General features: G+C 75.5%; 24 protein-coding genes and 1 tRNA gene. 11 read left to right on the top strand and 14 right to left on the bottom strand.

All coding sequences use genetic code 11. From position 1 onward, the window contains the following. The first annotated feature begins 266 nt into the window (after positions 1 to 266). A complete protein-coding gene (locus ACI8AD_RS06905) occupies positions 267 to 1022 on the top strand; it encodes a type 1 glutamine amidotransferase domain-containing protein (RefSeq protein ID WP_456869785.1) in 756 nt (251 codons plus the stop codon). An 18-nt stretch (positions 1023 to 1040) separates the two neighbouring features. Continuing rightward, positions 1041 to 1913 carry a DUF2254 family protein gene (locus ACI8AD_RS06900; protein ID WP_456869784.1) on the top strand — a complete coding sequence of 291 codons (873 nt, stop codon included), beginning with the start codon at positions 1041 to 1043 and terminating at the stop codon, positions 1911 to 1913. Between the two features lie 226 nt (positions 1914 to 2139). Here the strand turns inward: ACI8AD_RS06900 and ACI8AD_RS06895 are convergent. Then, positions 2140 to 2212: transfer RNA gene (locus tag ACI8AD_RS06895), tRNA-Ala, on the bottom strand. 83 nt (positions 2213 to 2295) lie between these two features. After that, entirely contained in the window at positions 2296 to 3255 is a 960-nt protein-coding gene (locus ACI8AD_RS06890) for a M23 family metallopeptidase (RefSeq protein WP_456869783.1), read from the bottom strand. A gap of 574 nt (positions 3256 to 3829) precedes the next feature. Here ACI8AD_RS06890 and ACI8AD_RS06885 point away from each other — a divergent pair. From ACI8AD_RS06885 to ACI8AD_RS06870, 4 genes are read left to right on the top strand one after another with little or no spacing between them, the layout of a single operon-like run. Further along, a complete protein-coding gene (locus ACI8AD_RS06885; RefSeq protein WP_456869782.1) occupies positions 3830 to 5356 on the top strand; it encodes a mannitol dehydrogenase family protein in 1527 nt (508 codons plus the stop codon). After that, positions 5353 to 6135 carry an HAD family hydrolase gene (locus ACI8AD_RS06880; protein WP_456869781.1) on the top strand — a complete coding sequence of 261 codons (783 nt, stop codon included), beginning with the start codon at positions 5353 to 5355 and terminating at the stop codon, positions 6133 to 6135. The genes ACI8AD_RS06885 and ACI8AD_RS06880 overlap by 4 nt, the downstream gene beginning before the upstream one ends. After that, complete coding sequence (locus ACI8AD_RS06875) at positions 6132 to 7259, top strand: CDP-glycerol glycerophosphotransferase family protein (RefSeq protein WP_456869780.1); 1128 nt, start codon at positions 6132 to 6134, stop codon at positions 7257 to 7259. The genes ACI8AD_RS06880 and ACI8AD_RS06875 overlap by 4 nt, the downstream gene beginning before the upstream one ends. After that, a complete protein-coding gene (locus ACI8AD_RS06870; RefSeq protein ID WP_456869779.1) occupies positions 7246 to 8067 on the top strand; it encodes a phosphocholine cytidylyltransferase family protein in 822 nt (273 codons plus the stop codon). The genes ACI8AD_RS06875 and ACI8AD_RS06870 overlap by 14 nt, the downstream gene beginning before the upstream one ends. 42 nt (positions 8068 to 8109) lie before the next feature. Here ACI8AD_RS06870 and ACI8AD_RS06865 read toward each other — a convergent pair whose 3' ends face one another. From ACI8AD_RS06865 to ACI8AD_RS06845, 5 genes are read right to left on the bottom strand one after another with little or no spacing between them, the layout of a single operon-like run. Next, a complete protein-coding gene (locus ACI8AD_RS06865) occupies positions 8110 to 9189 on the bottom strand; it encodes a hypothetical protein (protein WP_456869778.1) in 1080 nt (359 codons plus the stop codon). After that, entirely contained in the window at positions 9186 to 9863 is a 678-nt protein-coding gene (locus tag ACI8AD_RS06860) for an SCO family protein (RefSeq protein WP_456869777.1), read from the bottom strand. The genes ACI8AD_RS06865 and ACI8AD_RS06860 overlap by 4 nt, the downstream gene beginning before the upstream one ends. Beyond that, a complete protein-coding gene (locus ACI8AD_RS06855; RefSeq protein WP_456869776.1) occupies positions 9860 to 10585 on the bottom strand; it encodes a YcnI family copper-binding membrane protein in 726 nt (241 codons plus the stop codon). The genes ACI8AD_RS06860 and ACI8AD_RS06855 overlap by 4 nt, the downstream gene beginning before the upstream one ends. 42 nt (positions 10586 to 10627) lie before the next feature. Next, positions 10628 to 12433 (bottom strand): copper resistance CopC/CopD family protein, encoded by a 1806-nt coding sequence (locus ACI8AD_RS06850; RefSeq protein ID WP_456869775.1) that lies wholly within the window; start codon positions 12431 to 12433, stop codon positions 10628 to 10630. Next, a complete protein-coding gene (locus ACI8AD_RS06845; RefSeq protein ID WP_456869774.1) occupies positions 12430 to 13074 on the bottom strand; it encodes a zf-HC2 domain-containing protein in 645 nt (214 codons plus the stop codon). The genes ACI8AD_RS06850 and ACI8AD_RS06845 overlap by 4 nt, the downstream gene beginning before the upstream one ends. Positions 13075 to 13142: 68 nt before the next feature. On the opposite strand from ACI8AD_RS06845, the gene ACI8AD_RS06840 reads away from it, so the two are divergent. The 4 genes from ACI8AD_RS06840 (at position 13143) to ACI8AD_RS06825 (ending at position 16712) form a co-directional block, all read left to right on the top strand. Then, positions 13143 to 13700 (top strand): sigma-70 family RNA polymerase sigma factor, encoded by a 558-nt coding sequence (locus ACI8AD_RS06840; protein ID WP_456869773.1) that lies wholly within the window; start codon positions 13143 to 13145, stop codon positions 13698 to 13700. Between the two features lie 105 nt (positions 13701 to 13805). After that, positions 13806 to 14423, top strand: a complete 618-nt coding sequence (locus ACI8AD_RS06835; protein WP_456869772.1) for a DUF47 domain-containing protein — start codon at positions 13806 to 13808, stop codon at positions 14421 to 14423. 19 nt (positions 14424 to 14442) lie between these two features. Beyond that, positions 14443 to 15444 carry an anion permease gene (locus tag ACI8AD_RS06830; RefSeq protein ID WP_456869771.1) on the top strand — a complete coding sequence of 334 codons (1002 nt, stop codon included), beginning with the start codon at positions 14443 to 14445 and terminating at the stop codon, positions 15442 to 15444. 257 nt (positions 15445 to 15701) lie between these two features. Next, positions 15702 to 16712, top strand: coding sequence for a sulfite exporter TauE/SafE family protein (locus ACI8AD_RS06825; RefSeq protein WP_456869770.1), 1011 nt, complete (start codon positions 15702 to 15704; stop codon positions 16710 to 16712). Between the two features lie 91 nt (positions 16713 to 16803). Here ACI8AD_RS06825 and ACI8AD_RS06820 read toward each other — a convergent pair whose 3' ends face one another. The 6 genes from ACI8AD_RS06820 to ACI8AD_RS06795 form a co-directional block, all read right to left on the bottom strand. Beyond that, positions 16804 to 17787, bottom strand: a complete 984-nt coding sequence (locus ACI8AD_RS06820; RefSeq protein ID WP_456869769.1) for an NAD-dependent epimerase/dehydratase family protein — start codon at positions 17785 to 17787, stop codon at positions 16804 to 16806. A 62-nt stretch (positions 17788 to 17849) separates the two neighbouring features. Continuing rightward, positions 17850 to 18341 (bottom strand): DUF5994 family protein, encoded by a 492-nt coding sequence (locus ACI8AD_RS06815; protein ID WP_456869768.1) that lies wholly within the window; start codon positions 18339 to 18341, stop codon positions 17850 to 17852. Between the two features lie 179 nt (positions 18342 to 18520). Beyond that, entirely contained in the window at positions 18521 to 19585 is a 1065-nt protein-coding gene (locus ACI8AD_RS06810; protein ID WP_456869767.1) for an aldose epimerase family protein, read from the bottom strand. 101 nt (positions 19586 to 19686) lie between these two features. Then, positions 19687 to 21588 (bottom strand): translational GTPase TypA, encoded by a 1902-nt coding sequence (gene typA, locus ACI8AD_RS06805; protein ID WP_456869766.1) that lies wholly within the window; start codon positions 21586 to 21588, stop codon positions 19687 to 19689. Between the two features lie 173 nt (positions 21589 to 21761). Beyond that, a complete protein-coding gene (locus ACI8AD_RS06800) occupies positions 21762 to 22295 on the bottom strand; it encodes a hypothetical protein (RefSeq protein WP_456869765.1) in 534 nt (177 codons plus the stop codon). 41 nt (positions 22296 to 22336) lie between these two features. Then, entirely contained in the window at positions 22337 to 22681 is a 345-nt protein-coding gene (locus ACI8AD_RS06795; protein WP_456869764.1) for a hypothetical protein, read from the bottom strand. 52 nt (positions 22682 to 22733) lie between these two features. Here ACI8AD_RS06795 and ACI8AD_RS06790 point away from each other — a divergent pair, with 52 nt between their 5' ends. Then, complete coding sequence (locus ACI8AD_RS06790) at positions 22734 to 23258, top strand: GNAT family N-acetyltransferase (protein ID WP_456869763.1); 525 nt, start codon at positions 22734 to 22736, stop codon at positions 23256 to 23258. Between the two features lie 31 nt (positions 23259 to 23289). Here the strand turns inward: ACI8AD_RS06790 and ACI8AD_RS06785 are convergent, their stop codons facing one another. Further along, the gene (locus ACI8AD_RS06785; protein ID WP_456869762.1) at positions 23290 to 24684 is read right to left on the bottom strand and encodes an MFS transporter; all 1395 of its coding nucleotides are present in this window, start codon (positions 24682 to 24684) and stop codon (positions 23290 to 23292) included. Between the last annotated feature and the right edge of the window lie 104 nt (positions 24685 to 24788).

Below are 24788 nucleotides of genomic sequence, written 5' to 3'. Positions count from 1 at the left end.
CGGCCGTCCCACCGGGGCCACCCCAACCCGGGCTCCACGCACCGCTCCGCCGAAAGATCGGCAGATCTACCGATGCCCGACGTCCCGGTCCCGCTCGGATGGACGCAGACGTCCGCCCGGGAACGTGTCCGGCTGTCAGGCGCGGGTACCCCGCTCACCGCCGAGCAGCCGGCCAGGTGGGAGCAACCCCTGCGCGCCCCGATCGGGGCTTCCGCCACCAAGGAGATCTCCGTCATCTCCGCGCCATCGAGCACCAGGGGGACGACGTGCGCACACGACGCAGGCTCAGGGGTCGCCGGCTCGCTGCCCTGGCGGCCGACGGCTTCGAGAAGGTGGAGCTGATCGTCCCGCTGCGAGCCCTGAAGGCGGCCGGCGCGGAGGTGGACGTCGTGTCCCTGCGGCGCGGACGCATCCGCGGGGTGAACCTGCACGTGCCGGCCAGCCGGGTCCGCGTGGACAGGACGATCGAGGAAGCCGATCCCGGCGACTACGACGGCCTGCTGCTGCCCGGGGGGTTCATCAACCCCGACCTCCTCCGGCAGTCCGCCGCGGCACGGGAGTTCGTCCGCGCGTTCGCCGCCAGTGACAAGCCCATCGCCACCCTCTGTCACGGACCGTGGGTGCTCGCGTCGGCGGGACTCGTGGACGGTCGGACCCTCACCTCCTGGCCCGGGATCCGCGACGACCTGGTGAACGCCGGTGCCACCTGGCTCGACCGGGAGCTCGTCCGGGACGGGAACCTCACCACCAGCAGGGGGCCCCAGGACATGGCCGCCTTCGTCCCCGGGATGCTCGACGCCTTCGCGACGACGTCGCCGGAGCCGGCGACGACGGCACCGCGTCGCGAGTCCGACCGGCAGCGCGAGGCGCCCGTCGGCTGGGCCATCGCCGCGCTGCGGTGGTCGCCGAAGCCGTCGGTCGCCGCCGTGGCGGGCATCGGCCTGGCTGCCGCCGCCCAGCGCGCCCTGCACGGTCCGGCTGCACAGAGCTGGAGGACCCGGGCGGCAGGCCCTGCCGGGTGACGTCCGCGCCTGCGGCGGGTGCGGAGGTCCCTGAGCCGCCGCGACTCCACGACGCACGCCGGTGCTCCGCGGTGCACCCGTACCGGCTCCCGCGAGTTCATCGTCCGCCAGCACGGGGAGGGGCCCGTCGTCACCGGCGGCCCGGACGAGATGGTCGCCGCGCAGCCCGGCAACGTGGTCCGCGTCGACCGACCGGCACTGGTCGCCGCGGCCCGGCGGGCGGACTGCGTGCTGGAGCTGGTCCCCGTCGTCGGGGACTTCGTCGTCGGCGGCGCGCCCCTGTTCCGGGTGCACCCGGGCACCCGGTCGACGGTGGCCGCCGACGGCCCCCCGGCCGGTCGGCTCCGCGCCACCGACGTCACCCGCCACGTCCTGCTCGGCCCGGAGCGCGTGCACACCGAGGACCTGGCCTACGGCTTCCGCAAGCTCGTCGACATCGCCGTGCGGTCGATCGCACAGCCGTTCAACGACCCCACGACGACGGTCCAGGCGCTGCACCGGCTGCACGACCTGCTGCGCCAGATCGCCGCTCGCCCCCTGCCCTGCGGTGAGCACCGCGACGAGGACGGCGTGGTGCGCCTGCTCGAGCGGACCGTCAGCTGGGACGGCTACGTCCGGCTGGCCTTCGACGAGATCCGCCTGGCCGGGGCGTCGGAGCCGCAGGTGACCCGGAAGACGTGCGCGGCGCTGGCCGACCTCAAGAGCGTGGCACCGCCCGACCGGCAGGAACCGCTGGACCGCCAGCTCCGGCTGCTGCACGCCGCCGTCCGGCGCGCCCACGAGGACGAGGAGGACGTCGTCGCGGCGCTCACCCCGGACACCGAGGGCATCGGGTCGGGAGCCGACGTCACCGCCGCGCCACGATCTCGAGCGGCTCGCGCACCGTACTGAGCCGGCCAGGTGCCGGCCCGACCATCGCCGGGGTCAGGAGCCGGACCTCCGCTTCGGACGCGGTGCTGTCCAGGCCGACCCGCGAGAGCAGCGGGAGCCGCCATCGTGGCCTGTCCCGCGAGGCGGCCGACCGCATGGGCGCCGTGCTGCTCGTGACGCCGGCGTCGACCGCAGCCAGAGACGACTCAGGCCGCCCTCCCGGGGGAGGACGGCCTGGTCGTCGGGGTGGAGCTGAGGGGACTCGAACCCCTGACCCCCACACTGCCAGTGTGGTGCGCTACCAGCTGCGCCACAGCCCCGTTCCCGGCCCGGCCGGTCTCGTCCGGACCGAGGAGAACTGTACATCGCCGCCCCGGGCCGCCCGCGCGGGGGGTGCGGCGCGTCAGATCTCGACGCCGCGCTCGGCCAGCCACCCGACGGGGTCGATCCGCTTCCCGTCCATGCCGCCCTCGTGCACCTCGAAGTGCAGGTGCGGCCCGGTCGACTGGCCGCGGTTGCCCAGCAGCGCGATCGTCTCGCCGGCCTCCACGTACTGCCCCGGCTCGACGAGGATCTCCTCCATGTGGCCGTAGACGGTGACGTCGCCGTTCTCGTGGAGGACGTAGACGGCCAGGCCGAAGCCGCTGGCCGCACCGGCGCGCACGACCACGCCGTCGGCCGCGGCGTACTCCGGCGTGCCGATCGGGGCGGCGAGGTCGATGCCGTAGTGGAAGGTGCCCCAGCGCGAGCCGAAGCCGCTGGTGAAGCGGGCGCCGTCCACCGGCAGCACGGCCTTGGGCCGGGCCGCCTCGGCGGCGGCCGCGGCGGCCTCCGCGGCGGCGGCCTCGGCGGCGGCGCGCTCCGCGCGGGAGGCGGCCACCTCCTCCAGCCGGGCCTGCGCCTCCGCCTCGGTGATGGAGGCCATCGGCATGACCTCGACGGCTTCGTCGCCGGTGGCCAGCTCCATCGCGCCCAGCACCGGAGTCGGCTCGGCGGCCGCCTCCGGGGAGCCGGGGACCCCGACGACCGCGGCGCCCACGGCGCCGGCCACCAGCGCGGCGACGAGCAGGGAGGGACGGCGGTCGCGCAGGCCGCGACGCCGGCGGACCGGCACGGGGTCGGCTGCCACGGGGGCCGGGACGGCGGCGGTCGCGGGGGCGTCAGCGCCCTCCACCGGCAGCACCGCGGTCGGCAGCACGGCCGGGTCCGGGCCGGCGACGACGTCGTGATCGGCCGCCCGCGGCGCGGGCAGGACCGCGGCCCTGGGCGCCGGGTCGGCGGGGCGGACCGGCGGGAAGCCGCGCAGCGGCGAGACCGGGCGGGCAGCGGCGCGCCGGTGCGCGCCGGTCCGGGGGCCGGGCACCTCGCGGGAGGCGTCGCTCGAGGGTCGCGGCAGCAGACCCGCCTCGCTCCGGTGACTGGCCAACGCTCGTACCCCGCTCGTGGGAAGCGGCCCCCGTGGGCCCGATCAGGACTCAGCGATCAAAACACACCGTGACCGTCTCGTGACCCTCCGCCCGGCGTGTCATCGGATGACGCGCCGTGTGTGCCGAGTCACGTCCTGCACCTGCGTTTGGGCGCGCCCGCCCCGGGGCAGATCCTGCCTCCGGCGTGGAGAAGCTCGCGCCGGTCCGACGCTCACCCGCCGGGCCGACCCCCGCCGACGCCCGCGGACCGCACCGCGCCCGGCGCCCGACGCGACACGCCGCAGGACTCGCCGCCACCGCCGGCCGCCACCTCCCCCCGGGGTGTGGCCGCTCCGGTCGGCGTGATCCCATGACCGTTCCCCGGCGTGGTCCTCGGACGTCTCGTGGCAGCGGTGCGACCGGTCGTGCCCGCACCGACCCTGGACAGGAAGGACCGATGCCTCGATGGCGCAGCCCGAGCGTCCTCCGCGGGAGCACCCGCGGAGCCGGACGGCCCCCGCGGAGCCGGCGGTGGCACCCGTCGTCCGCATCCGGCCGCTGACCGCCGCGACGCTCGAGCAGCACGGGGCCCGCCTCACCGTCCCCACCTACGACCGCTCGGCGCTCGTCCCCGCCGTCGTCCACCTCAGCGTCGGCGGCTTCTCGCGCGCCCACCAGCTCACCTACTTCGACGAGGTCGCCGAGCAGCGCATCTCCGGCGGCTGGGGCGTCGTCGGCGTGGGCCTGCGGCACCGGTCCATGCACGAGGCCCTGGCGCCGCAGGACAACCTCTACACCGTGGTCGAGCGCAGCCCCGACGGGGAGCGGGCCCGGGTCGTCGGCGTCCTCACCGACTACCTGTTCGCCCCCGACGCCCCCGCCGCCGTGCTCGACCGGCTCACCGACCCCCGGACGCGGGTGGTCACCATGACCATCACCGACGCCGGCTACCTGCTCGACCCCTGCACCGGCGCCTTCACCCCCGACGACGACGTCCGGCACGACCTCGCCCACCCGGCGCGCCCGCGGACGGTCTTCGGCTTCCTCGTCGAGGCCCTCGACCGCCGCCGCCGGGCCGGCACCGCGCCGTTCACCGTGCTGTCCTGCGACAACCTGCACCGCAACGGCGACGCCACCCGCACCGCGGTGGTCGGCTTCGCCGCGCGGCGCGACGAGGTGCTCGCGCGCTGGATCACCGACCGCGTCGCCTTCCCCAGCAGCATGGTCGACCGCATCACCCCGCAGACCGCACCCGAGGAGCGCGCGGCCCTGGCCCGCCGGTACGGCGTCGACGACCGCTGGCCCGTCGTCACCGAGCCCTTCTCGCAGTGGGTCGTCGAGGACACCTTCTGCAACGGCCGTCCGCCGCTTGACCGGGTGGGCGTGCGGTTCGTGCGCGACGTCACCGACCACGAGCTGATGAAGACCCGGCTGCTCAACGCCACCCACTCGGCGCTGGGCTACCTCGGCACGCTCGCCGGGCACGAGCGCATCGACGTCCTCATGGGCGACCCGGTGTTCGACGCCTACGCCCGGCACCTCATGGACGACGAGGTCACGCCGCTCATCCCCTGCCCCGAGGGCATCGACCTCGACGCGTACAAGGCCACCCTCCGGCAGCGCTTCGCCAACCCGGCCATCGCCGACCGGCTGTCGCGGCTGTGCCGCCGCGGGTCCACCAAGCTGCCCCAGCACCTGCTGCCCTCGCTGCGCCAGGCGCTGGCCGAGGGCCGCCCGCACGGCCTGCTGACCCTCGCGCTGGCCGGCTGGGTGCGGTACCTGCAGCGCACCGACGGCGCCGGGCTGCCGCTGCCGGTCGAGGACGACCGCGGGGAGCACCTGCAGGCACTGGCCCGCGCCGGCGCCGACCCGCGCCCGCTGCTGGCCGAGCGGTCGGTGTTCGGCGACCTCGGGACGGTCCCCGGCTTCCCCGAGGAGCTCGCCGCGGCCCTGCACCGGCTGGCACACGACGGCGTCCGCGAGACCGTCGCCGCCGCCACGGCCGCCTCGGCCGCCACCGCCGGATCCGCCGCCACGACCGCCGCGAGCGATCGGTGACCCCGCCCCGCGTGGGCGGGGCGGCCGCAGCAGTCCTCCCCCGGGACGCCGTGGCCGGCCTGACCGCCCTCCTCTGCGACGCCGACGGCAACCTCTTCCCCTCCGAGGAGCCGGCCTTCGTCGCCTCCGCCGAGGTCACCAACCGCTTCCTCGCCGAGCTCGGCGACGCGCGCCGGTTCACCCCCGACGAGCTGCGGCTGGCGACCACCGGCATGAACTTCCGGACCACGTCGCGGCGGCTGGCCGCCGAGGCGGGCCGGGCCGAGGTCGACGTCGAGCCGTGGGTGGCCGAGGAGAAGCGCGCGGTCACCGCGTACCTCGGTGAGCACCTGCGCCCGCACGGACCCACCACGGCCGCGCTCACCGCCCTCGCGCCGCACCTGCGGCTGGCCGCGGTCAGCTCCAGCGCCCTGGGCCGCCTCGCCGCCTGCTTCACCGCCACCGGCCTCGACGAGCTCATCCCGCCGGCGGCCCGGTTCAGCGCCGAGGACTCCCTGCCGACGCCGACCAGCAAGCCCGACCCGGCCGTCTACCTGCACGCCTGCGCGCAGCTGGGCATCGCCCCGGCGCAGGGTCTGGCGGTCGAGGACTCGGTGCCCGGCGCCCTGTCGGCGGTCCGCGCCGGGTGCCCGACCGTCGGCAACCTGCTCTTCGTCCAGCCCGCCGAGCGCGCCGAGCGCGAGGCCGCGCTCCGCCAGGCCGGGGTGCTGGCCGTCGTCTCGTCCTGGCAGGAGCTCGCCGACACGCTCCTGCCCGTCCTGACCGGAGGTGGCCGATGAGGATCGTCTACACCAGCTTCCGCGGCCTGTTCTCCGACAGCCCGCGCGCCGTCTTCGAGGCGCTGCGCGCCCGCGGCGACGACGTCACGCACACGTGGCTGACCGCCCCGGTCGCCGAGCACGCCTTCCCGGCCGACGTCGAGACCGTCCCGTTCGGCAGCCCGGAGAGCGTCGCCGCCCTGGAGTCCGCCGACGTCGTCGTCTCCAACGACCACGTGCCGCTGGACTGGGAGAAGCGGCCCGGGGCGTTCTACCTGCAGACGTGGCACGGCACCCCGCTCAAGCGGATCCACAACGACGTCCTCTGGGCGCCGGAGGGCCGGCTGGCCTACCTCGAGCACGACATCGCCCGGTGGGACGCGATGCTCTCGCCCAACCCGTACAGCACCGGCCGGTTCCGGCAGGCCTTCGCCTTCCGCGGGCCGGTGCACGAGACCGGCTACCCCCGCAACGACCTGCTCTCCAGCCCCCGGCGCGAGGAGGTGCGCGCGGCGGTGCGGGCCGGCCTCGGCATCGGTGAGGACACCCGCGTCGTCCTGTACACGCCCACCTGGCGCGACGACCTGGTCTTCGAGGGCAGCGGCGAGCGCGACTTCGACTTCCCCGTCGACCTCGGGGACTTCGCGAAGCGGCTGGGCGACGACCACGTGCTCCTGCTGCGGCTGCACAACATGGTGTCCAGCCGCCTGGAGTCCATCGAGGGACTGCCGGTGCGCGACGTCTCGTCCCACCCCGACATCCGCGACCTGTACCTGGCCGCCGACGTGCTGGTCACCGACTACTCGTCGACGATGTTCGACTTCGCGATCACCGGCCGGCCGATCCTGCTGTTCCCCTACGACCTCGCGGAGTACCGCGACCGGCTGCGCGGCTTCTACCTCGACCTCGAGGAGGTCGCGCCCGGCCCGCTGGTGACCACCAGCGGCGAGCTGGTCGACGCGATCGCCGACCTCGACGCCGTCGCGGCCGCCTCCGCCGACCGCTACCGGCGGTTCCGCGAGACCTACACCGCCCTCGAGGACGGGCACGCCACCGAGCGCGTCCTCGACCTGTTCTTCCCGCCCGGCGGTCCCGCCGGCGCGGCTGCTCCGACCCGAGGAGGGGACGACAGTGCGCTTCGCTGACCTCACGCAGACCACTCCGGCACGCAGCTTCGGGCTGCGCGCCGACCGCCCGGCTCCCCGGCCGCAGACCCGCCCCGTGCAGGTCGTCGTCCTGGCCGCCGGCATGGGCACCCGCCTGGGCCGCCCGCTGCCCAAGCCCCTGACGCCGCTGCACGACGGCCGCAGCATCCTGCAGCGCCAGCTCGACACCGTCGGGCAGGTGCTCGGCCCGGCCGTCGACGTGACCGCCGTCGTCGGCTTCCAGTGCGAGCTGGTCATGCAGGCCGCCCCCGACCTGCGCTTCGCCTACAACCCGCACTACGCGCGGACCAACACCAGCAAGAGCCTGCTGCGCGGGCTGCGCGCCACCGGCCCCGGCGGGGTGCTGTGGCTCAACGGCGACGTCGTGTTCGACGCCGCCGTCCTCGAGGCGGTCGTGCCGGCGCTGCAGGCCGACGAGAGCTTCGTGTGCGTCGACACCTCGGTGGTCGGCGACGAGGAGGTCAAGTACACCCTCGATGCCGAGGGCTGGATCGACGGGCTGTCGAAGACGGTGCAGGGCGGCCTCGGCGAGGCCGTGGGCATCAACCACGTCTCCTCGGCCGACAAGGCCCTGCTGGTCGAGCACCTGGAGGCCTGCGGCGACCAGGACTACTTCGAGCGCGGCATGGAGACGGCGATCGCCGAGGCGGGCCTGCGGTTCCGGCCGCTGGACATCTCGCGCTGGGCCGCCGTCGAGGTCGACTTCGAGGCCGACCTGGACCGCGCCAACGCGCTGTTCTCCGGCCCGCGGCCGCACCTGCACCCGGTCCCCGACGGCACCGCGTAACGGCCCCTCGAGGCAGTGGAAGCTCTCCCCACGTCCTGGGCGTCAGGACGTGGGGAGAGCTTCCACTGCCTGGGAGCGGGCGGGGTCGCGGAAGCGGCGGACCGCGCCCAGCCCCGCCACGACCAGCCCGGCGCCGCCGGCCACCAGCACGGCGACGGCGACCCGCGCGAGCACGGCCGGTCCGGCGCCGGCGACGTTGGCACTCCACAGCACGTCGACGTCGGGCAGGCCCTGCACCAGCAGCAGCCAGCCGAGCACCAGCGCGCACAGGCCGGTCACCACGCCCCGGCCGCGCCGGGCGGCGACGGCACCCAACGCGGCGACCAGCGCCGCGGTTCCCGCAGGCAGCAGCGCCGAGACGACGGCCGCGGCGTGCGAGGACACCGTCACGGGCGGCTCGGGCGTGGCCGCGGCGTGCCACAGCGCCGCGGCGGCGCCGGCGCCCAGGGCCCAGGCCAGCGGCGCGGGTGTCCGGGCGGCCAGCCCGGCCGCGGCGACGGCGGCGAGCAGCGCGGCGTACAGCGTCCAGACCAGCAGCGGCGACGGCGGTGGCTCCCAGGTGAGCTCGCCGCGGACGGTCACCGCGGTGTCCCCGTGCCGCATCGGCACCGTCCAGTCGAAGACGGTGTGCGGGTGCGACGGGTCGGCGGCGACCGCCGGCGGCAGCTGCCCCTCGCTCATCCAGTGCGTGCGGTGGTCGTGCCAGGTGTACTGCGGCTCGGTGGACACCTGCACCCACTCGGGGTCGCCCTGCGGGTCGGCGGCCGCGGGCAGCGTCACCCGGCCGTAGCGGTCGAGGTTGATGTAGGTGGCCGGGCTGGCGGCGTTGCGCCAGACGCCGTCGGGGCCGATCCGCAGGTAGGGCTCGTCGGAGTAGCCAGGCACGGTCACCTCGACGCCGGTGGTGTTGACCACCTCGAGGGCGTCGCCGAACTGCAGCACCCGCACCGAGACCCCCGGCACACCCGGCCGCACCGACGTCACCCGGCCGTCGAAGTCGCTGCCGGCCGCGTCCCCACCGACGTGCGCGGTGGCGGGGCCGGCGAGCGCGAGGGCGGCGAGCACGCCGAGGACGACGACGAGCAGCCGGCCGGCCGCCCGCCGTGGACGGGCGCCGGTCACCGCGCGGCGACGGCTTCGAGGTCGCCGGCGATGTCGCGGGCGGTGTTGCCGGCGTCGAAGGCCACGTGCGCCTCGTCGTCGGGGCCGTAGAGCAGCAGCAGCGAGCTGTGCAGCCGGCCCCGGTCCTCGGCCAGCGGCACCCCGGCCGACAGCTGCGCCTGGTCGATGACCTCCTGCTCGCCGGTCAGCCCGACGAACTGGGTGGGCAGGTCGGCGTCGAACCGGTCGAGGTACTCGCCGAGCACCTGCGGGGTGTCGGCGGCGGGGTCGGTGGTGACGAAGACCACCTGCACCTGCTCGGCCAGCGCCGGGTCGACGTCGCGCAGCGCCAGGGCGACGTCGGCCATCGTCGTCGGGCAGACGTCGGGGCAGTTGGTGTAGCCGAAGAACAGCAGCGTCGGCTTCCCCGCCGTCGCCGCCGCGAAGTCGTACTCCGCGGCGGTGCTGTCGGTGAGGGTGAACGACGGCCGTTGGTAGGGATCGCGCAGGTCGATGCCGGCGTACTCGTCGCCGGGCCCCTCCAGCGTGGCGGCCGGCCCGTCGGAGGAGCCGCTGCCGTGGTCGTGGCCCTCGGCGGCCGCCGCCTGCTCGCCGTCGTCGGAGCCGCAGGCGGTCAGGCCCAGGGCAGCGGCGAGCAGCAGCGCGGCGACCCGGCCGCGGACGGGAGCGGTCACGAGGACACGGTACGTCGACCTGCGCGGTAGCCGAGGACGACGCCCGCGACGCCGACGGCCAGCGCCAGGATGGCGAGGAACAGCGCCAGCCCCGCCGGCGCGTTGCTCACCTCGCCGCCGTGGGCGTGCTCGTCGGCGGCGGCCGCGGTGTCGGTGGCGGTGGCGGTGTCGCCCGTCAGCGAGAGCACCGGCGCCGGGTACTCCGGCTCCTGGCCGTCGACGGTCGGCTCGATCCAGGCCGACTCGGTGCCGTCGCTGTAGGTCTGCACGGTCGGGAACGACAGCGTGTCGGCGTCGGGGAACGGCCCGCCGGAGAGGGAGAACTCCTGGAACTCCCCGGGGGCGATCCCGCCGCCGGGGTCGGCGCGGAACTCCACGACCGACACGTAGTCGCTGATCTGCTGGCCGTGGACGTCCACCGGTTCGGTCAGCTGCGCCGAGGTCAGCGTGACCGTCCAGCCCGGCACCGGCTGCACGCGCAGCGAGGCCAGCGCCTCGTCCTCCGGGATGGACACGCGCAGCGCCACCGTGCTGGCGGTGTCGCTCTCGTTGGGCACCCGGAAGGTCAGCTTCCCGTAGCCGCCGGCGGTGGCGTCGTCGGAGGAGACCGTCACGTGCGCCGAGGCGCCGGTGGCGAGCACGACGGACGCGACCAGGGCAGCGACGAGGGCGGTCAGGACGACGCCGGCACGGGCCAGCGGTCGCAGGACGGTGGGACGCACGGTTCTCCTCGGGTTCGGGGTGGGGCCTGATCGGGGTGGCGGTCAGCGGACCGGGACGTCGGTGCTGGCGGTGGCGGCGGTGAACTCGTCGAGCCGGACGCTGACGGCGAGGGTCCAGGTGCCGGCGCCGGGGATGCTCGCCCCGTCGGCCACCCAGTGGCCGGGGCCGGCCGGCTCCAGGTCGACGTCGAGCGGGCCGATCTCCTGCGCGGGCTCGGTGAGGGTCACCCGCAGGTCGGCGGGCTGGGTGAGCTGCCCCTCCTCGTCGAAGAGGTAGACGTGCACGGTGTTGGGCCCCGGGCGGGCCGGGTCGACCGAGAGCTGGACGCTGCCGACCTCGCCCGCGGCCGCCTGCAGCGGCAAGGTGACGTCGACCGGCTGGGACACCGCGGCGCGAGCCGGCGGGATGCCCACCAGCACCGCCGAGAGCACCAGCACGGCCGCGGCGACGGCGGCCTCGACCAGCACCGAGCGGCGCAGCGGGCCCACGTCCTCGATGGCCCCGCGGGCCTGCGCCGCCGCGCGGGTGCGGGCCGCCTCGGCGACCGCGGCCTCCTCGGCGACGGCCTCCCCCGCCCCGCCCGCCAGGGCGGGCGCGGGGACCCGGCGGCGCGGGCCCGGCCGGGTCCGCGGCAGGCCCAGCTGCTGCTGCACCCACACGCGGGAGACCCCCGCGGCGGCGAGGAGCAGCAGCACCAGTGCGAGCTTGCCCAGCAGCACCCAGCCGTACGTCGTGGACACCAGCGCGACCGGCGACCCGACCTCCCGCACCGACTGGACGACGCCGGTGACCACCAGCGCGGCCACCGAGGCCGACGCCAGGCGCGACCAGCGCGGCAGGGCGGCGGCCACGTCACCGGCCTCGGTGCCGGTGCGGACCAGCCCGGTGAGCAGCGCCGTGAGCCCGCCCAGCCACAGCGCCATCGCCGCGACGTGCACGGCGGCGACCGCGGTGGCGAACACCGGCAGGGCCCCGGCGACCGGGTGCCCCACCGCCGCGGTGGTCAGGACGACGCCGCCGGCGACGGCGCCGAGCCCGGCCGTCTCCTGCGCCGTCGGGGCGCCCGCCCGGCGCCACAGCGGCACCAGCAGCGCGGCCAGCAGCAGGGCCAGGGCGCCGCGGCCCAGGGTGGTCAGCCCGAACGACGAGCTGCCCGTGGTGGTCAGCAGCGACGGGTCGAGCAGCGAGCCGAGCCCGGCGCCGGCCGCGTAGGGGCCCTGCAGCAGGAAGGTGAGCACCGCGGCCCCGGCCACGGTGAGCAGCCCGGCGGTGGTCAGCCGGCGCATCGTCCGCGACGCCCAGCCGCCGGGCCAGCACAGCACGAGGAAGGCGGGGACGCCGAGGCCCGCGGCCACGCCGGCGAACCCCAGGGCCCGGGAGGCGGGCAGCGCGGCGGCCACGAACGGGTCGACACCCGCGCCGTCGGCCACGGTGCCGGCGTCGGCGAGCTCGCCGTCGCCGACGACGAAGGCGTAGGCCCCGCTGATCGGGTGGGAGTCGGCCGAGACGATCCGGTAGGTGACGACGTAGCTGGCGTCGGGCAGGTCCGCGCGCAGCGGCACGGTCACGGTGTCGCCGTCGACCGTGGCCGCGCCGGTGTCGGCCCGCTCGCCGCCCTCGCCGATGACGCGGGTGTAGCCGGCCCCGAGGGACACGCCCTCGCTGAAGCGCAGCGTCACCTCGGCGGGCACCTCGTCGAGGCGCGCGCCCTCCCCCGGGTCGGTCGACACCAGCTCGGCGTGCGCGGCCGCGGGGCCGGCGGTGGCCACGCCCAGCCCCAGCCAGCCGGCCAGCAGGACGAGCAGCAGCAGGACCGGGCGCACCGGGCGCGCGGTGTGGCCGGTCACGCGGTCACCCGCCCCCGGGCGACGACCGCGGCCGCCCGCCGGCTGCGCCGTCGCCAGGCGAGCACGGCGACGAGCACCACGCCGGCCAGCAGCAGCAGGTGGGCGCCGGCGCGGTCGGCGTGCACGTGCCCGGCCCGCAGGTCGCGGACGGTGACCACGGTCAGCAGCACGCCGAAGGTGAGCAGGAACGGCAGCGCCCCGGCGGCCAGCCGCGGCGCGGCGGCGACGGCGAGGAAGGCCGCGGCGACGGCGAGGTTCCACGCGCCGGTCTCGTGCGCCACGTGCACCGGGGCGCTCATCGCGGCGGTGCCGCCGGTCAGCGCCGGCCAGGCCACGCCCGCCTGCGCCACGGCCACCGCCAGCAGCGCCAGCCGCAGCGCCGACTGCACCAGCCGGGAGCGCGCCGCGGCCGCGGCCCCGGGCAGCTGCCGCGGCAGCGCGGAGAGCACCGCCGCCGTGAGATCGGGCACGTCGGGGGCCGCGACCAGCCGGGCGCGGCGGGTCACCGCGCCCGCGGCGTCGGCCCAGCCGGCGCAGTCGGGGCAGCCGGCCAGGTGACGGTCGAGGTCGGCGGCGGGCATCCCGAGCGGTTCGCCGTCGAGTCGCGCCGAGACCGCCTCGCGGAACGGTGCACACTGCATGGAGAGGTAGTCGTCGCGCAGGGCCCGTCCGGTTCCCGGTACGACGGGGATCACAGCGGAGGAGTCACGTGGACGAGCTGGAGCGGGTCGCCGCGGCCGCCGTCGACGGCGACCCCCTCGCCGCCGCGACCCTGGTCCGGGCCACCCAGTCCGACGTGTGGCGGCTGTGCGCGGCCCTCGGCGACCGCGACACCGCCGACGACCTCACGCAGGAGACCTACGCCCGGGCCTTCGCCGCGCTGCACCGCTTCGCGGGCCGGTCCTCGCTGCGCACCTGGCTGCTGGCCATCGCCCGGCGGGTCTGCGCCGACGCCGTCCGCTCGCGCCGCCGGCGGCGGCTGACCCTGGTGGGCGACGACGCCGACCTCGAGGCCCTCTCCCCCGCCGACGCCGCCGACCGGGTGGGCGAGGGCGCGGCGGTCACCGACCTGCTCGGCCGGCTCGACCCCGACCGCCGCGAGGCGTTCGCGCTCACCCAGCTGCTCGGGCTCTCCTACGCCGAGGCCGCCGAGGTGGCCGGCTGCCCGGTCGGGACCATCCGCTCCCGCGTCGCGCGGGCGCGGGCCGACCTCGTCGGGGCGCTCGGCGGGTCGGTCCTGGAGGAGCCCGGCGCGGCCCGCGGGTGACCGTGCGCTGAACCACAGGTGAGCGGGTACCTATGCTGCCCGACGGCCGTACGACCGCTGATCCCGAGGCGGGCGAGCCCATCCCCGCCGATCCGGGAGTCCCCCGTGCCCTTCAGCCTGACCCCCAAGGACCAGAGCTTCTACCGGCTCTTCAGCGCCTCGGCGCAGAACCTGGTGACGGCCACCGACGTCCTCGACGAGTTCCTCCGCGAGCACACCCGCCGCACCGAGCTCGCCGACCGGCTGCGCGACCTCGAGCACGCCGGCGACCAGTCGACCCACGCGATCTTCCGGCAGCTGAACTCCAGCTTCGTGACGCCGTTCGACCGCGAGGACATCTACAGCCTGGCCAGCCACCTCGACGACGTCATGGACTTCGTCGAGGCCGCCGCCGACCTCGTCGTCCTCACCGGGCTGGGCACCCTCCCGGCCGAGATGAACCAGCAGACGGCGCTGCTGCAGCGGGCGGCGCACATCACCGCCGAGGCCATGCCGCGGCTGCAGACGCTCAAGGACCTCCCCGACTACTGGATCGAGGTCAACCGCATCGAGAACGAGGCCGACAAGCTCTACCGGCGGCTGCTCTCGCGGCTCTACAGCGGGGAGTTCGAGGCCCTGGAGGTGCTGCGCCTCAAGGAGGTGGCCGACCAGCTCGAGGAGGCCGCCGACGCGTTCGAGAAGGTGGCCAACGTCGTCGAGTCCATCTCGGTCAAGGAGTCCTGAGCTCCGTGGACCTCCGCTGATGGACGCGGCCTTCGTCGCGCTGGTCGTCATCGTCGTCGTCGCCCTGGCCTTCGACTACACCAACGGGTTCCACGACGCGGCCAACGCCATCGCCGTCGCCGTCTCCACCAAGGCCCTCACGCCCCGGGTGGCGCTGGCGCTGGCGGCGGTGATGAACCTGGTCGGGGCGCTGCTGTCCACCGAGGTCGCCAAGACCGTCGGCGAGGGCATCATCGAGGCGCCGAGCGGGACCGGTGGGCTGGAGATCGTCTTCGCCGCGCTGGTCGGGGCGATCGCGTGGAACCTGATCACCTGGTACTTCGGGCTGCCCTCGTCGTCCTCGCACGCCCTCATCGGCGGCCTGGTGGGCGCCGCGCTGGCCGCGGCCCACGACGTCCAGTGGCTGGGCGTCGTCGACAAGGTCGTCATCCCGATGGTGGTCTCGCCGCTGGTCGGCTTCGCTCTCGGCTACCTGTTCATGCTCGCCATCCTGTGGACCTTCCGGCGGGCCAACGTCACCCGCGCCAACCGCGGGTTCCGCTACGCGCAGATCGCCAGCTCCGCCACCATGGCGCTCGGCCACGGCCTGCAGGACGCGCAGAAGACGATGGGCATCATCACGCTGGCGCTGTTCACCGCCGGGGAGATCGACAGCTTCGACGTGCCGCTGTGGGTCGTGCTCGCCGCGGCCGCCGCGATCAGCGCCGGCACCTACGCCGGCGGCTTCCGCATCATGCGGACGCTGGGCCGGCGGATCATCCAGCTCACCCCGGCCGGCGGCTTCGCCGCCCAGACGGTGGCCTCCAGCGTCATGGTCACCACGGCCACGGTCTTCGCCGTCCCGGTGTCGACGACGCACATCACGACCACCTCGATCATGGGCGTGGGGGCCACCCGCCGGCTGTCGGCCGTGCGCTGGGGGGTGGCCGGCAACATCGTCGTCGCGTGGATCGTCACGCTGCCCGCCGCGGGCGCCGTGGCGGCGCTGGCCTACCTGATCACCGACCTCGTCGTGGGCTGACGCGGGGGCTCCGACCCCGTGACCAGGCCACTCCGGGGCGCATTCGTCCCATCTCCACCGATCTGGTAGACATACCGCCCATGGCGGCGACCGTGGTGCTCCTCGTGGGGCGCATCCACGTCGACCTGCTGCGCATCTGCACCGCCGCCTGTCCGGGCCGCTGACCTCCCGCGCCGTCCCCCGGCGCCTCCTCCGCCCCTCCCGCCGCGAGGGCGCGCTGCCGCGCGCCCCGGCGTCCCCTCCTGGAGTCAGCCCCCGTGAAGACGTTGATCCTGCTCGCCCTCGCCGGCCTCGGCGCCCAACTCGTCGACGGCAGCCTCGGCATGGCCTACGGCGTCACCTCGACGACGCTGCTGCTGGCCTTCGGCACCAACCCAGCCGCCGCCTCGGCGACCGTCCACTTCGCCGAGATCGGCACGACCCTCATGTCCGGCGCCGCGCACTGGCGGTTCGGCAACGTCGACTGGAAGGTCGTCGCGAAGGTCGGCATCCCCGGCGCCGTCGGCGCCTTCGCCGGCGCCACCGTGCTGTCGAACCTCTCCACCGAGGTCGCCGCCCCGGTGATGTCGCTGATCCTGCTGACGCTCGGCGTCTACCTGCTCGTCCGGTTCACCCTGCGCGGCATCGACCGCCGCAACCTCGGCAAGCCCGTCCGCAAGCGCTTCCTCGGGCCGCTGGGCCTGGTGGCCGGCTTCGTCGACGCCACCGGCGGCGGCGGCTGGGGCCCGGTCGGCACGCCGGCGCTGCTGGCCAGCGGCCGGCTGGAGCCGCGCAAGGTCATCGGCTCGATCGACACCTCGGAGTTCCTCGTCGCGCTGGCGGCCAGCCTCGGCTTCCTGCTCGCCCTCGGCTCGCAGGGCGTCAACTGGACCTGGGCGCTGGGGCTGCTGGCCGGCGGCCTGGTCGCCGCGCCGATCGCCGCCTGGCTGGTGCGGCACGTGCCGCCGCGGCTGCTCGGCTCGCTGGTCGGCGGGATCATCGTGCTGACCAACACCCGCACGCTGCTGCGCAGCGACTGGATCGACGCCTCCGACCCGGTGCGCTACGCGGTCTACGCGCTGCTCTACGCGGTCTGGGCCGCCGCGGTCGTGCACTCCTACCGCCAGTACCGCAAGGACCGGGTGCAGGAGTCGGCCGACGCCCTGGCCGCCGAGGCCGCGCGCCTGGCCGAGGAGGAGCGGCACCGGCTGCACGCCCCCGACGCGGCCGACGTCGCCGACCTGGAGCGCAGCCTGCGCGCCGGCCGCCCGGCCGACCCCCGCGACTGAGGCGGTCCGCCACGATCAGGTGACCTGATCGTGGGGCGTCCTCCCGCACGTCCCACCGTGAGGGAGGACGCCGCACGATCAGGGACCCTGATCATCGCGGGGCCAGCAGGGCGGCCTCCAGGTCCGCGGGGAGGCCGGGCTCGGGCAGGCCGTGCGGGGTGGGCAGCCGAACCGGGTCGCGCTGCAGCCAGGCCCAGGTGTCGGCGACCGTCTCGCGCACCGGGCGGCTGGGCAGGCCGAGCTCGCGGGCGCGGGCGGTGCCGACGTCCCACGCCGTGCCCGCCATCTCCCGCGGCAGCCACAGCGGCAGGTGCAACCACGGCTCGACGCCGGCGGCCAGCAGCTCCTCCTCCGGCACCGGCACGAGGTCGGCGTCGCTGCCGGTGACCTCGCGGCAGGTGCGCAACAGCTCCCCCAGGGTCGTCATCCCGGCCGGGCCGGTGGCGTTGACCGGGCCGTCCACCCCCTGCTCGGCCATCGCCACCAGCCAGCCGGCGAGGTCGCGGACGTCGACCAGCGCGATCGGCTGGTCGAGCGCGTCCGGGACGACGACCCGCCCGCCGCGGGCGATGCGCTCGAGCCACCACGGCAGCCGCCGCACGTTGTCGTGCGGGCCGACGATCAACCCCGCCCGCGCGGTGAGGAAGCGGCCTGGGACGGCGGCGGCCAGGACCCGCTCGGCGTGCGCCTTGACCGGCCCGTACTCGTCGTCGTCGGTGTCCCAGGTCGGCTGCCGCTCGTCGGGGACCGGCCCCGGCGGCCAGGTCGAGTAGGCGTTGAGGCTGCTGACGGAGGCGTAGCCGCGGACGCCGGCGCCGCCCAGGGCCGCGGCGGCGTTCGCGGCGGCGGCGCGGGTCTGGCAGGAGGTGTCGACCACCAGCTCCGGGACCCAGCCGTCCAGGGCGAGGGGCAGGGCGCCGGGGTCGTCCCGGTCGCCGTGCAGAGCCCGCACCCCGTCCGGGGGCCGGCCGGTGACGCCGCGGGTGAAGGTGGCCACCTCGTGACCGCGGTCGAGCGCCGCCGTCGTCACGTGCCGGCCGAGGAAGGCTGTGCCGCCGAGGACCAGGAGTCGCACGGGCCCAGCTCAGTGCAGGCCGGCCGCCCCGTCCAGCCGGTTCACCGACGGCGCAAGCGGGCTCAGACCGCGCGGGTGGCGGGCAGGCCGGGCACCTGCGGCAGGGGCTGGGACCGGGCGGCGGCGAGCACCATCTGCGGGGAGCGCGGCAGCCCGCGGCGGGTGCACAGCCGCAGCGCCCGCACGCCGGTGATGACGTCGGTCTCCGGCGGGACGACCAGCAGGTCGGCGACCTGGTTCCCGCCGGCCCAGCTCAGGCACACCACGCCCGGGTCCATGCTCCGGAAGCCGCCGGTGCGCACGACCCGGCCGTCGACGACGATCTTGCGCGGCGCCGGCAGCCACGGCTCGAGCGCGTGGGTGAAGCGCTCGACCCGCACCCCGCGCCGGTCGAGGGCGGCCACCAGCTCGGGCACCTCGACGGCGAGGTCGCGGCTGCGCGGGAACCAGGCGCCGTCGAAGGCGTTCTCCCCCGACCCGGCGTCCGCCCGCAGGCTCACGCGGACGTCGATCCCGCCGCGGAACCCCTCCGGTCCCCACACCCCCTGGGTCATGTGCCGTCCCGCCTCCCGCTCAGCGTGCCCCGGGCCCGCGTCCGGACCCGGAGCACCGACCGTAGGTCGGCGGGTCGGCGCCTCCCGGCGAGCCCGCACCCGGCCTGTCGAGCACGCGCGGCCCGTCGTCACGACCGGTCACGCACCGGTCACGACGCCCCGGTCACGACCCGGCGGGCTCAGCGGCCCAGCTCGAACACCGTGGTGCTCTCGTACACCTCGCCCGGGCGCAGCACCGTGGACGGGAAGTCCGGCCGGTTGGGCGAGTCGGGGAAGTGCTGGGTCTCCAGCGCGACGCCGTCGCCCTGCCGGTAGACGCGGCCGCCGGTGCCCACCAGCGTGCCGTCGAGGGCGTTGCCCGAGTAGACCTGCAGGCCCGGCTCGGTGGTGAGGACCCGCAGCGTCCGGCCCCCGACCGGGTCGCGCAGCAGCGCCGCCTGCCGCAGCGTCCCGCCGTCGGCGTCCCCGCGGTCGAGCACATAGTTGTGGTCGTAGCCGTGCCCGTGCAGCAGCTGCTCGTCGGCCTCGCGGATGCGCGCGCCGATCGGGGTGGGACGGCGGAAGTCGAACGGCGTGCCCGCCACCGGAGCGATGGCGCCGGTGGGGACGAGCGCCGCGTCGACCGGCGTGTAGCCGCTCGCGTCGACCTGCAGCTCGTGGCCGTGGACGTCGCCGGAGCCCTCCCCGGCGAGGTTCCAGTAGGTGTGCTGCGTCAGGTTGACCACGGTCGGGGCGTCGGTGGTCGCGCGGTAGTGCACGGTCAGCCGCGTCGCGCCGTCGAGGCGGTAGGTGACCGCGGTGGTCAGCGTGCCGGGGAAGCCCTGGTCGCCGGCCTCGCTGACCAGCTCCAGCCGCAGCGCCGCGGCAGCGTCGTCGCTGACGTCGGTGACCGTCCAGACCCGGTCGGAGAAGCCGACGGGGCCGCCGTGCAGCGTGTTGGACCCCTGGTTGACCGGCAGCCGGTACGTCTCGCCGTCGAGGGTGAACCGCCCCTGCGCGATGCGGTTGCCGAAGCGGCCGACGAGCGCGCCGAAGTAGGGGTCGTCGGCGGAGAGGTAGCCCGCGAGGTCGGGGAAGCCGAGGACGACGTCCGCGACCTCACCGGCGGCGTCGGGCACCTCGAGGCTCTGGACGACGCCGCCGTAGCCGAGCACCCGCAGCGTCGCCTCGCCGGAGGTCAGCGTCCAGCGCTCCACAGGGGTGCCGTCAGGGGTGGTCCCGAAGGGCTCGACGGTGGCGGGCACCGCCCGACGCTAGGGAGGACCCGCGGGTGTGTCAAAGCGGCGCGACGCCCCGGGCGCGGGTGCACCCGGGGCGTCGTCGTCAGGACTCGGTCAGGAGCCGGTCACGGCTTGGGCTTGCGGTTCTTCGCCTTGCCGCGCTCGTTCTGGTCGAGGATCACCTTGCGCACGCGGACGGCGGCCGGCGTCACCTCGACGCACTCGTCCTCGGCACAGAACTCCAGCGCCTGCTCGAGGTTGAGGATCCGCGGCGGGATGAGCCGCTCGAGCTCCTCGGCGGTCGAGGACCGCATGTTGGTGAGCTTCTTCTCCTTGGTGATGTTGACGTCCATGTCGTCGGGGCGGGAGTTCTCGCCGACGATCATGCCCTCGTACACCTCGGTGCCGGGCGCGACCATCATCGAGCCGCGCTCCTGCAGCGAGAACATCGCGTACGACGTCGCCACGCCCTGCCGGTCGGCCACCAGCGATCCGGTGGGCCGGGCGCGCATGTCGCCCAGCCACGGCTCGTAGCCCTCGAGGTTGTGGTTGAGGACGCCGGTGCCGCGGGTCTCGGTGAGGAACTCGGTGCGGAACCCGATGAGGCCGCGGGACGGGACGACGTACTCCATCCGCGCCCAGCCGGTGTCGTGGTGCACCAGGTTCTCCATGCGTCCGCGGCGGGCGGCCAGCGCCTGGGTGAGCGTGCCGACGTACTCGCCGGGGGTGTCGATGGTGACCCGCTCGACCGGCTCGTGCAGCGTGCCGTCGATGACCTTGGTGACCACCTGCGGGCGGCCGACGGTCAGCTCGAACTCCTCGCGGCGCAGCTGCTCGACGAGGATGGCCAGCGCCAGCTCGCCGCGGCCCTGCATCTCCCAGGTGTCGGGGCGCTCGGTGGGCAGCATGCGCACCGAGACGTTGCCGACCAGCTCCTGGTCGAGACGGTTCTTGATGAGCCGGGCGGTGAGCTTCTTGCCCGAGCGGCCGGAGATCGGCGAGGTGTTGATGCCGATGGTGATCGAGATCGACGGCTCGTCGACGGTCAGCGGCGGCAGCGGGCGCGGGTCGTTGGGGTCGGCGAGGGTGTCGCCGATCATGACGTCCTCGATGCCGGCGATGGCGACGAGGTCGCCGGGGCCGGCGCTCTCGGCCGGGGTGCGGGTGAGGCCCTCGGTCATGAGCAGCTCGGTGATCTTGACGTTCTTCACCGTGCCGTCGGTGCGGCACCAGGCGACGGTCTGGCCGTTCTTCATCGTGCCGGAGTGGATGCGCAGCAGCGCCAGCCGGCCGAGGTAGGGCGAGGCGTCGAGGTTGGTGACCTGCGCGCGCAGCGGCTCCTCGGCGTCGTAGGTCGGCGCCGGGATGGTCTCCAGCAGCGTCTCCACCAGCGGGGCGAGGTCGGGGCTGTCCGGGCTCTCGCCGTCGGCGGGCCGGGTGAGCGAGGCCTGCCCGGTCTTGCCGTTGGAGTAGACGATCGGGAACTCGAGGGCGTCGGTGTCCAGGCCGTTGTCCTCGAGCAGCTCCATGAACAGCTCGTAGGTCTCGTCGACGACCTCGGCGATGCGCGCGTCGGAGCGGTCGGTCTTGTTGACCACGAGGATGACCGGCATCCCCTTGCCCAGCGCCTTGCGCAGCACGAAGCGGGTCTGCGGCAGCGGGCCCTCGGAGGCGTCGACGAGCAGGACGACGCCGTCGACCATGGACAGGCCGCGCTCGACCTCACCGCCGAAGTCGGCGTGGCCGGGGGTGTCGACGATGTTGACCGTGACCGGGTTGCCCTCGGCGTCGGCCAGCCGGATGGCGGTGTTCTTGGCGAGGATGGTGATGCCGCGCTCGCGCTCGAGGTCCATCGAGTCCATGACGCGGTCCTGCGTGGAGTCGTTGTCCGTCCCCTCGCCCTTGGCGCGGCCGAGCGCACCGGCCTGGCGGAGGAGGGCGTCGACCAGGGTGGTCTTGCCGTGGTCGACGTGGGCGATGATCGCCACGTTGCGCAGGTCGTCGCGGGTGGGCATGCGGAAGGACACCTCGGGGAGAGTCAGGGGGGATCCCGCGGCGGCGGCGCACGCGGTACCACTGGTAACGGCCGCCGGGGTCGCGACCTTCCCACCCACCTTAGGGGCTCAGCGGACGACGACCGGCCGCTCCGGGCGGTCTGCCACCGCGTACGTCACCCCCGCGGCGGTGATCGTGACCAGACTCACCGCCCGGACGGGGTCAGGCGCTCCTCCAGCTCGGCCTGCAACCGGTCGGCGGAGTGCAGCCGCCTGCGCTCCCGCGCCCCGCCGAGGACGCCGGCGAGCGCCAGGCCGACGACGAGGAGCAACGCCCCGTCGCCCGGCCCCCGCGGGAGGAGCGTGGTGGCGGCGACCAGCAGCGCCGCGAGCGCCAGGACGCTGGGCACGCCGGTCCGGCTCAGCAGGAGCCGCTGCCGCTCGGCCGTGAGCCGCTCGAGCCACTCGCCGTCGGCCCCCGCCGGCAGGGCGCCCCCGGCGACCGCCCGGCCGACCGCGGCCCGCTGCCGGGCGGCGGCCGACAGCCGCAGCTGGACGGCGGTGCCCAGCCCCGCTCCCGCCGTGACGAGCACCCCGGAGAGGAGGACCTGCCGCCAGCTCCACGTCTCGCCGAACCCCAGCACGTCGAACGCCTCGAGCAGCGGGCCGAAGGCGACCCCGACGACCAGGACCGGCCCCAGGGCCTCCGTCAGCAGTCCCCGCTCCCCCGGCGTCCGCACGCCGTCAGCGTGGCGGACACCGCGCGGCGGCGCCATCGGGATCAGGGCGTGAGCTGCTCGCGGTCGGCCACCGCGTACGCGACCCCCGCGGCGGCGACCGTCACGAGGCCGACCGCGAGCCAGGCCGGCAGGCCGGCGCCGAGGGCGAGCACGTGGGCCAGGACGAAGGCGCCGACGTAGAGCGCGCCGAGCCCGAGGGCGACCGCCCAGCCGCGCCGCTGGACCCACAGGTACCCCGCGACCAGCCCGCCCGCGGCGAACACCGCGCCACCGAGTGCCCGGATGCCGGTGCCCTGCGCGACGCCGAAGCCCGCCGCCAGCCCGATGGCGACGGGGACGGCGGAGGACAGCCGGGTGCGGGCACGGGTCAGCAGCGACGTCGTCATGCCCCGAGTCTCCCCCGCTCCCGGCCCGCGCCGGTCCTTGCGAGGGTGAGGGGTGACCACGACGCGGCTGCTGTCCCCCGACGACGCCCCGGTCCTCGCGCGCATCGCCCGGGAGGACCGCGACTTCCTCGCGCCCTGGGAGCCCCTCCGCGACGAGCGCTGGGCGACGGAGGCCGGCCAGCGCGAGGAGATCCGGTCGGTGCTCGAGCAGCACCGGCTGGGCCTGCGGGTGCCGCACGTGGTCCTCGACGACGACGGGGCGGTGGTCGGCCGGGTCAGCCTCAACAACGTCGTCCGCGGCGCCTTCCAGTCGTGCAGCCTCGGCTACTGGATCCGGTCGGCGGCCAACGGCCGGGGACACGCCACGGCCGCGGTGCGGGCCGTGCTGGCGGTGGCCTTCGGCGAGCTCGGGCTGCACCGGGTGGAGGCCGGCACCCTGGTGCACAACGTCGCCTCGCAGCGGGTGCTCGAGCGCACCGGGTTCACCCGCTACGGGCTGGCGCCGCGGTACCTGCGCATCGCCGGCCGCTGGCAGGACCACGTGCTCTTCCAGCTGCTGGACCCGGCGGCGCCGTAGCGCCGGAGCTCCGCGGCGCCGCGGCCCGCGGTCACCCGGCCGGCTGCGGGGTCTTCGGGAGGAGCAGGGCGGCGACCCAGCCCACCAGGGCGAAGGCACCCACCACCACGATGGCGGTCAGGAACGGCGCGTGCCCGCCCGCCGTGGCGGCGACCAGCACCGAGCCGGCGATGGCCACACCCAGCGACGAGCCGAGGTTGGACACGCTGCGCGACACCCCGGAGATGTCCCCCTGCTCCTGCTCCGGCCAGGCCGACTGGACCACGTTCACCGACGCGGTGAGCATCGCGCCCACGCCGAACCCCATGAGGAAGAGGCCGGGCCAGAAGGTCCAGACGGCGGAGTCCACCCGGGCCAGCGCCAGCAGCAGGGCGAGCCCGACGACCGTGCACGTAAAGCCGGCGCGGATCAGCAGTCGCTGCGGGTGCCGGCTGGCCATCCGCTGGGCCGCCGCGGAGGAGATCAGGATGCCGATCGTGGCCGGCACCAGCATCAGCCCGGTCTGGATGGCGTCGTAGCCGCGCTCCTGCTGCAGGAACACCGAGATGACGAAGAACGAGCCCTGCATGACCAGCCACTGGACGGTCTGCGTGACCAGGCCGAGGTTCGACGTCCGGTTGCGGAACAGGCGGACCGAGACCAGCGGGGCGCGGCCGCCGCGCTCCCGGGCGCGGGCGTGGCCGAAGAACGCGGCCAGCACCAGCACACCGGCGGCGACGAGCGCCCAGACCCGGGCGTTCGTCCAGCCGTGGGTGTTCGTCTGCAGGATCCCGAACACGACGAGGAAGAGCCCGGCCGCGGACAGGACGGCGCCGAGGAGGTCGAACGGGGGGCGCCGGTCGGGCAGCGGCGGGTCGTCGATCCGCCGGGCGAGGAGCGCGACCAGGCCCACGACGAGCGCCTGGAGCACGAACGACGCCCGCCAGCTGACGTAGGCGGTGACCAGCCCGCCGATCAGCGGCCCGGCGGCCGCACCCAGCCCCGCCGCGCCGCTGATCACGCCGAACCACTTGGCGCGCGTCTTCACGTCGTCGAACAGGACCGTGACGAGGATGTAGATCGGCGGGATGAGCAGCGCCGAGCCCACGCCCTCGAGCAGGGCGTAGCCGACGGTGAGCAGACCGAGTCCCGGCGCCATGGCGGCGAGCAGCGCGCCCGCCCCGTAGATCCCCAGACCCAGGAGGAAGCAGGACTTGCGGCCCCAGAGGTCGGTGAGCTTGCTGCCCGGGATCATCAGCGCGGCCATCGTCAGCGTGAACAGGGTGATGGTCGTCTGGATCCCGGCGACGTCGGTGCCGAGGTCGTCGGCGATCGTGGTGATCGCCACGTTCATGTTCGACGCGGCGTAGCTGGCGATGAACTGGGCGAGCGCCAGGGGCAGGACGGCCGCACGGGCCGTCGCGGCGGTGCGCGTGGTCGCGGTCATGGCGGGGCGTCGTCCTCCGGCCGGGCGGAGCGGGCGCCGCCCATCGTCGGCGCGGCCGCGGCCCGCGACCTCCCCCGAAGTGGACGAGCCGGGGGTGGAGGCCG

The sequence above is a fragment of the Geodermatophilus sp. SYSU D00766 genome (genome assembly GCF_054049915.1).
This window is presented reverse-complemented; position numbering and strand designations above follow the sequence as displayed.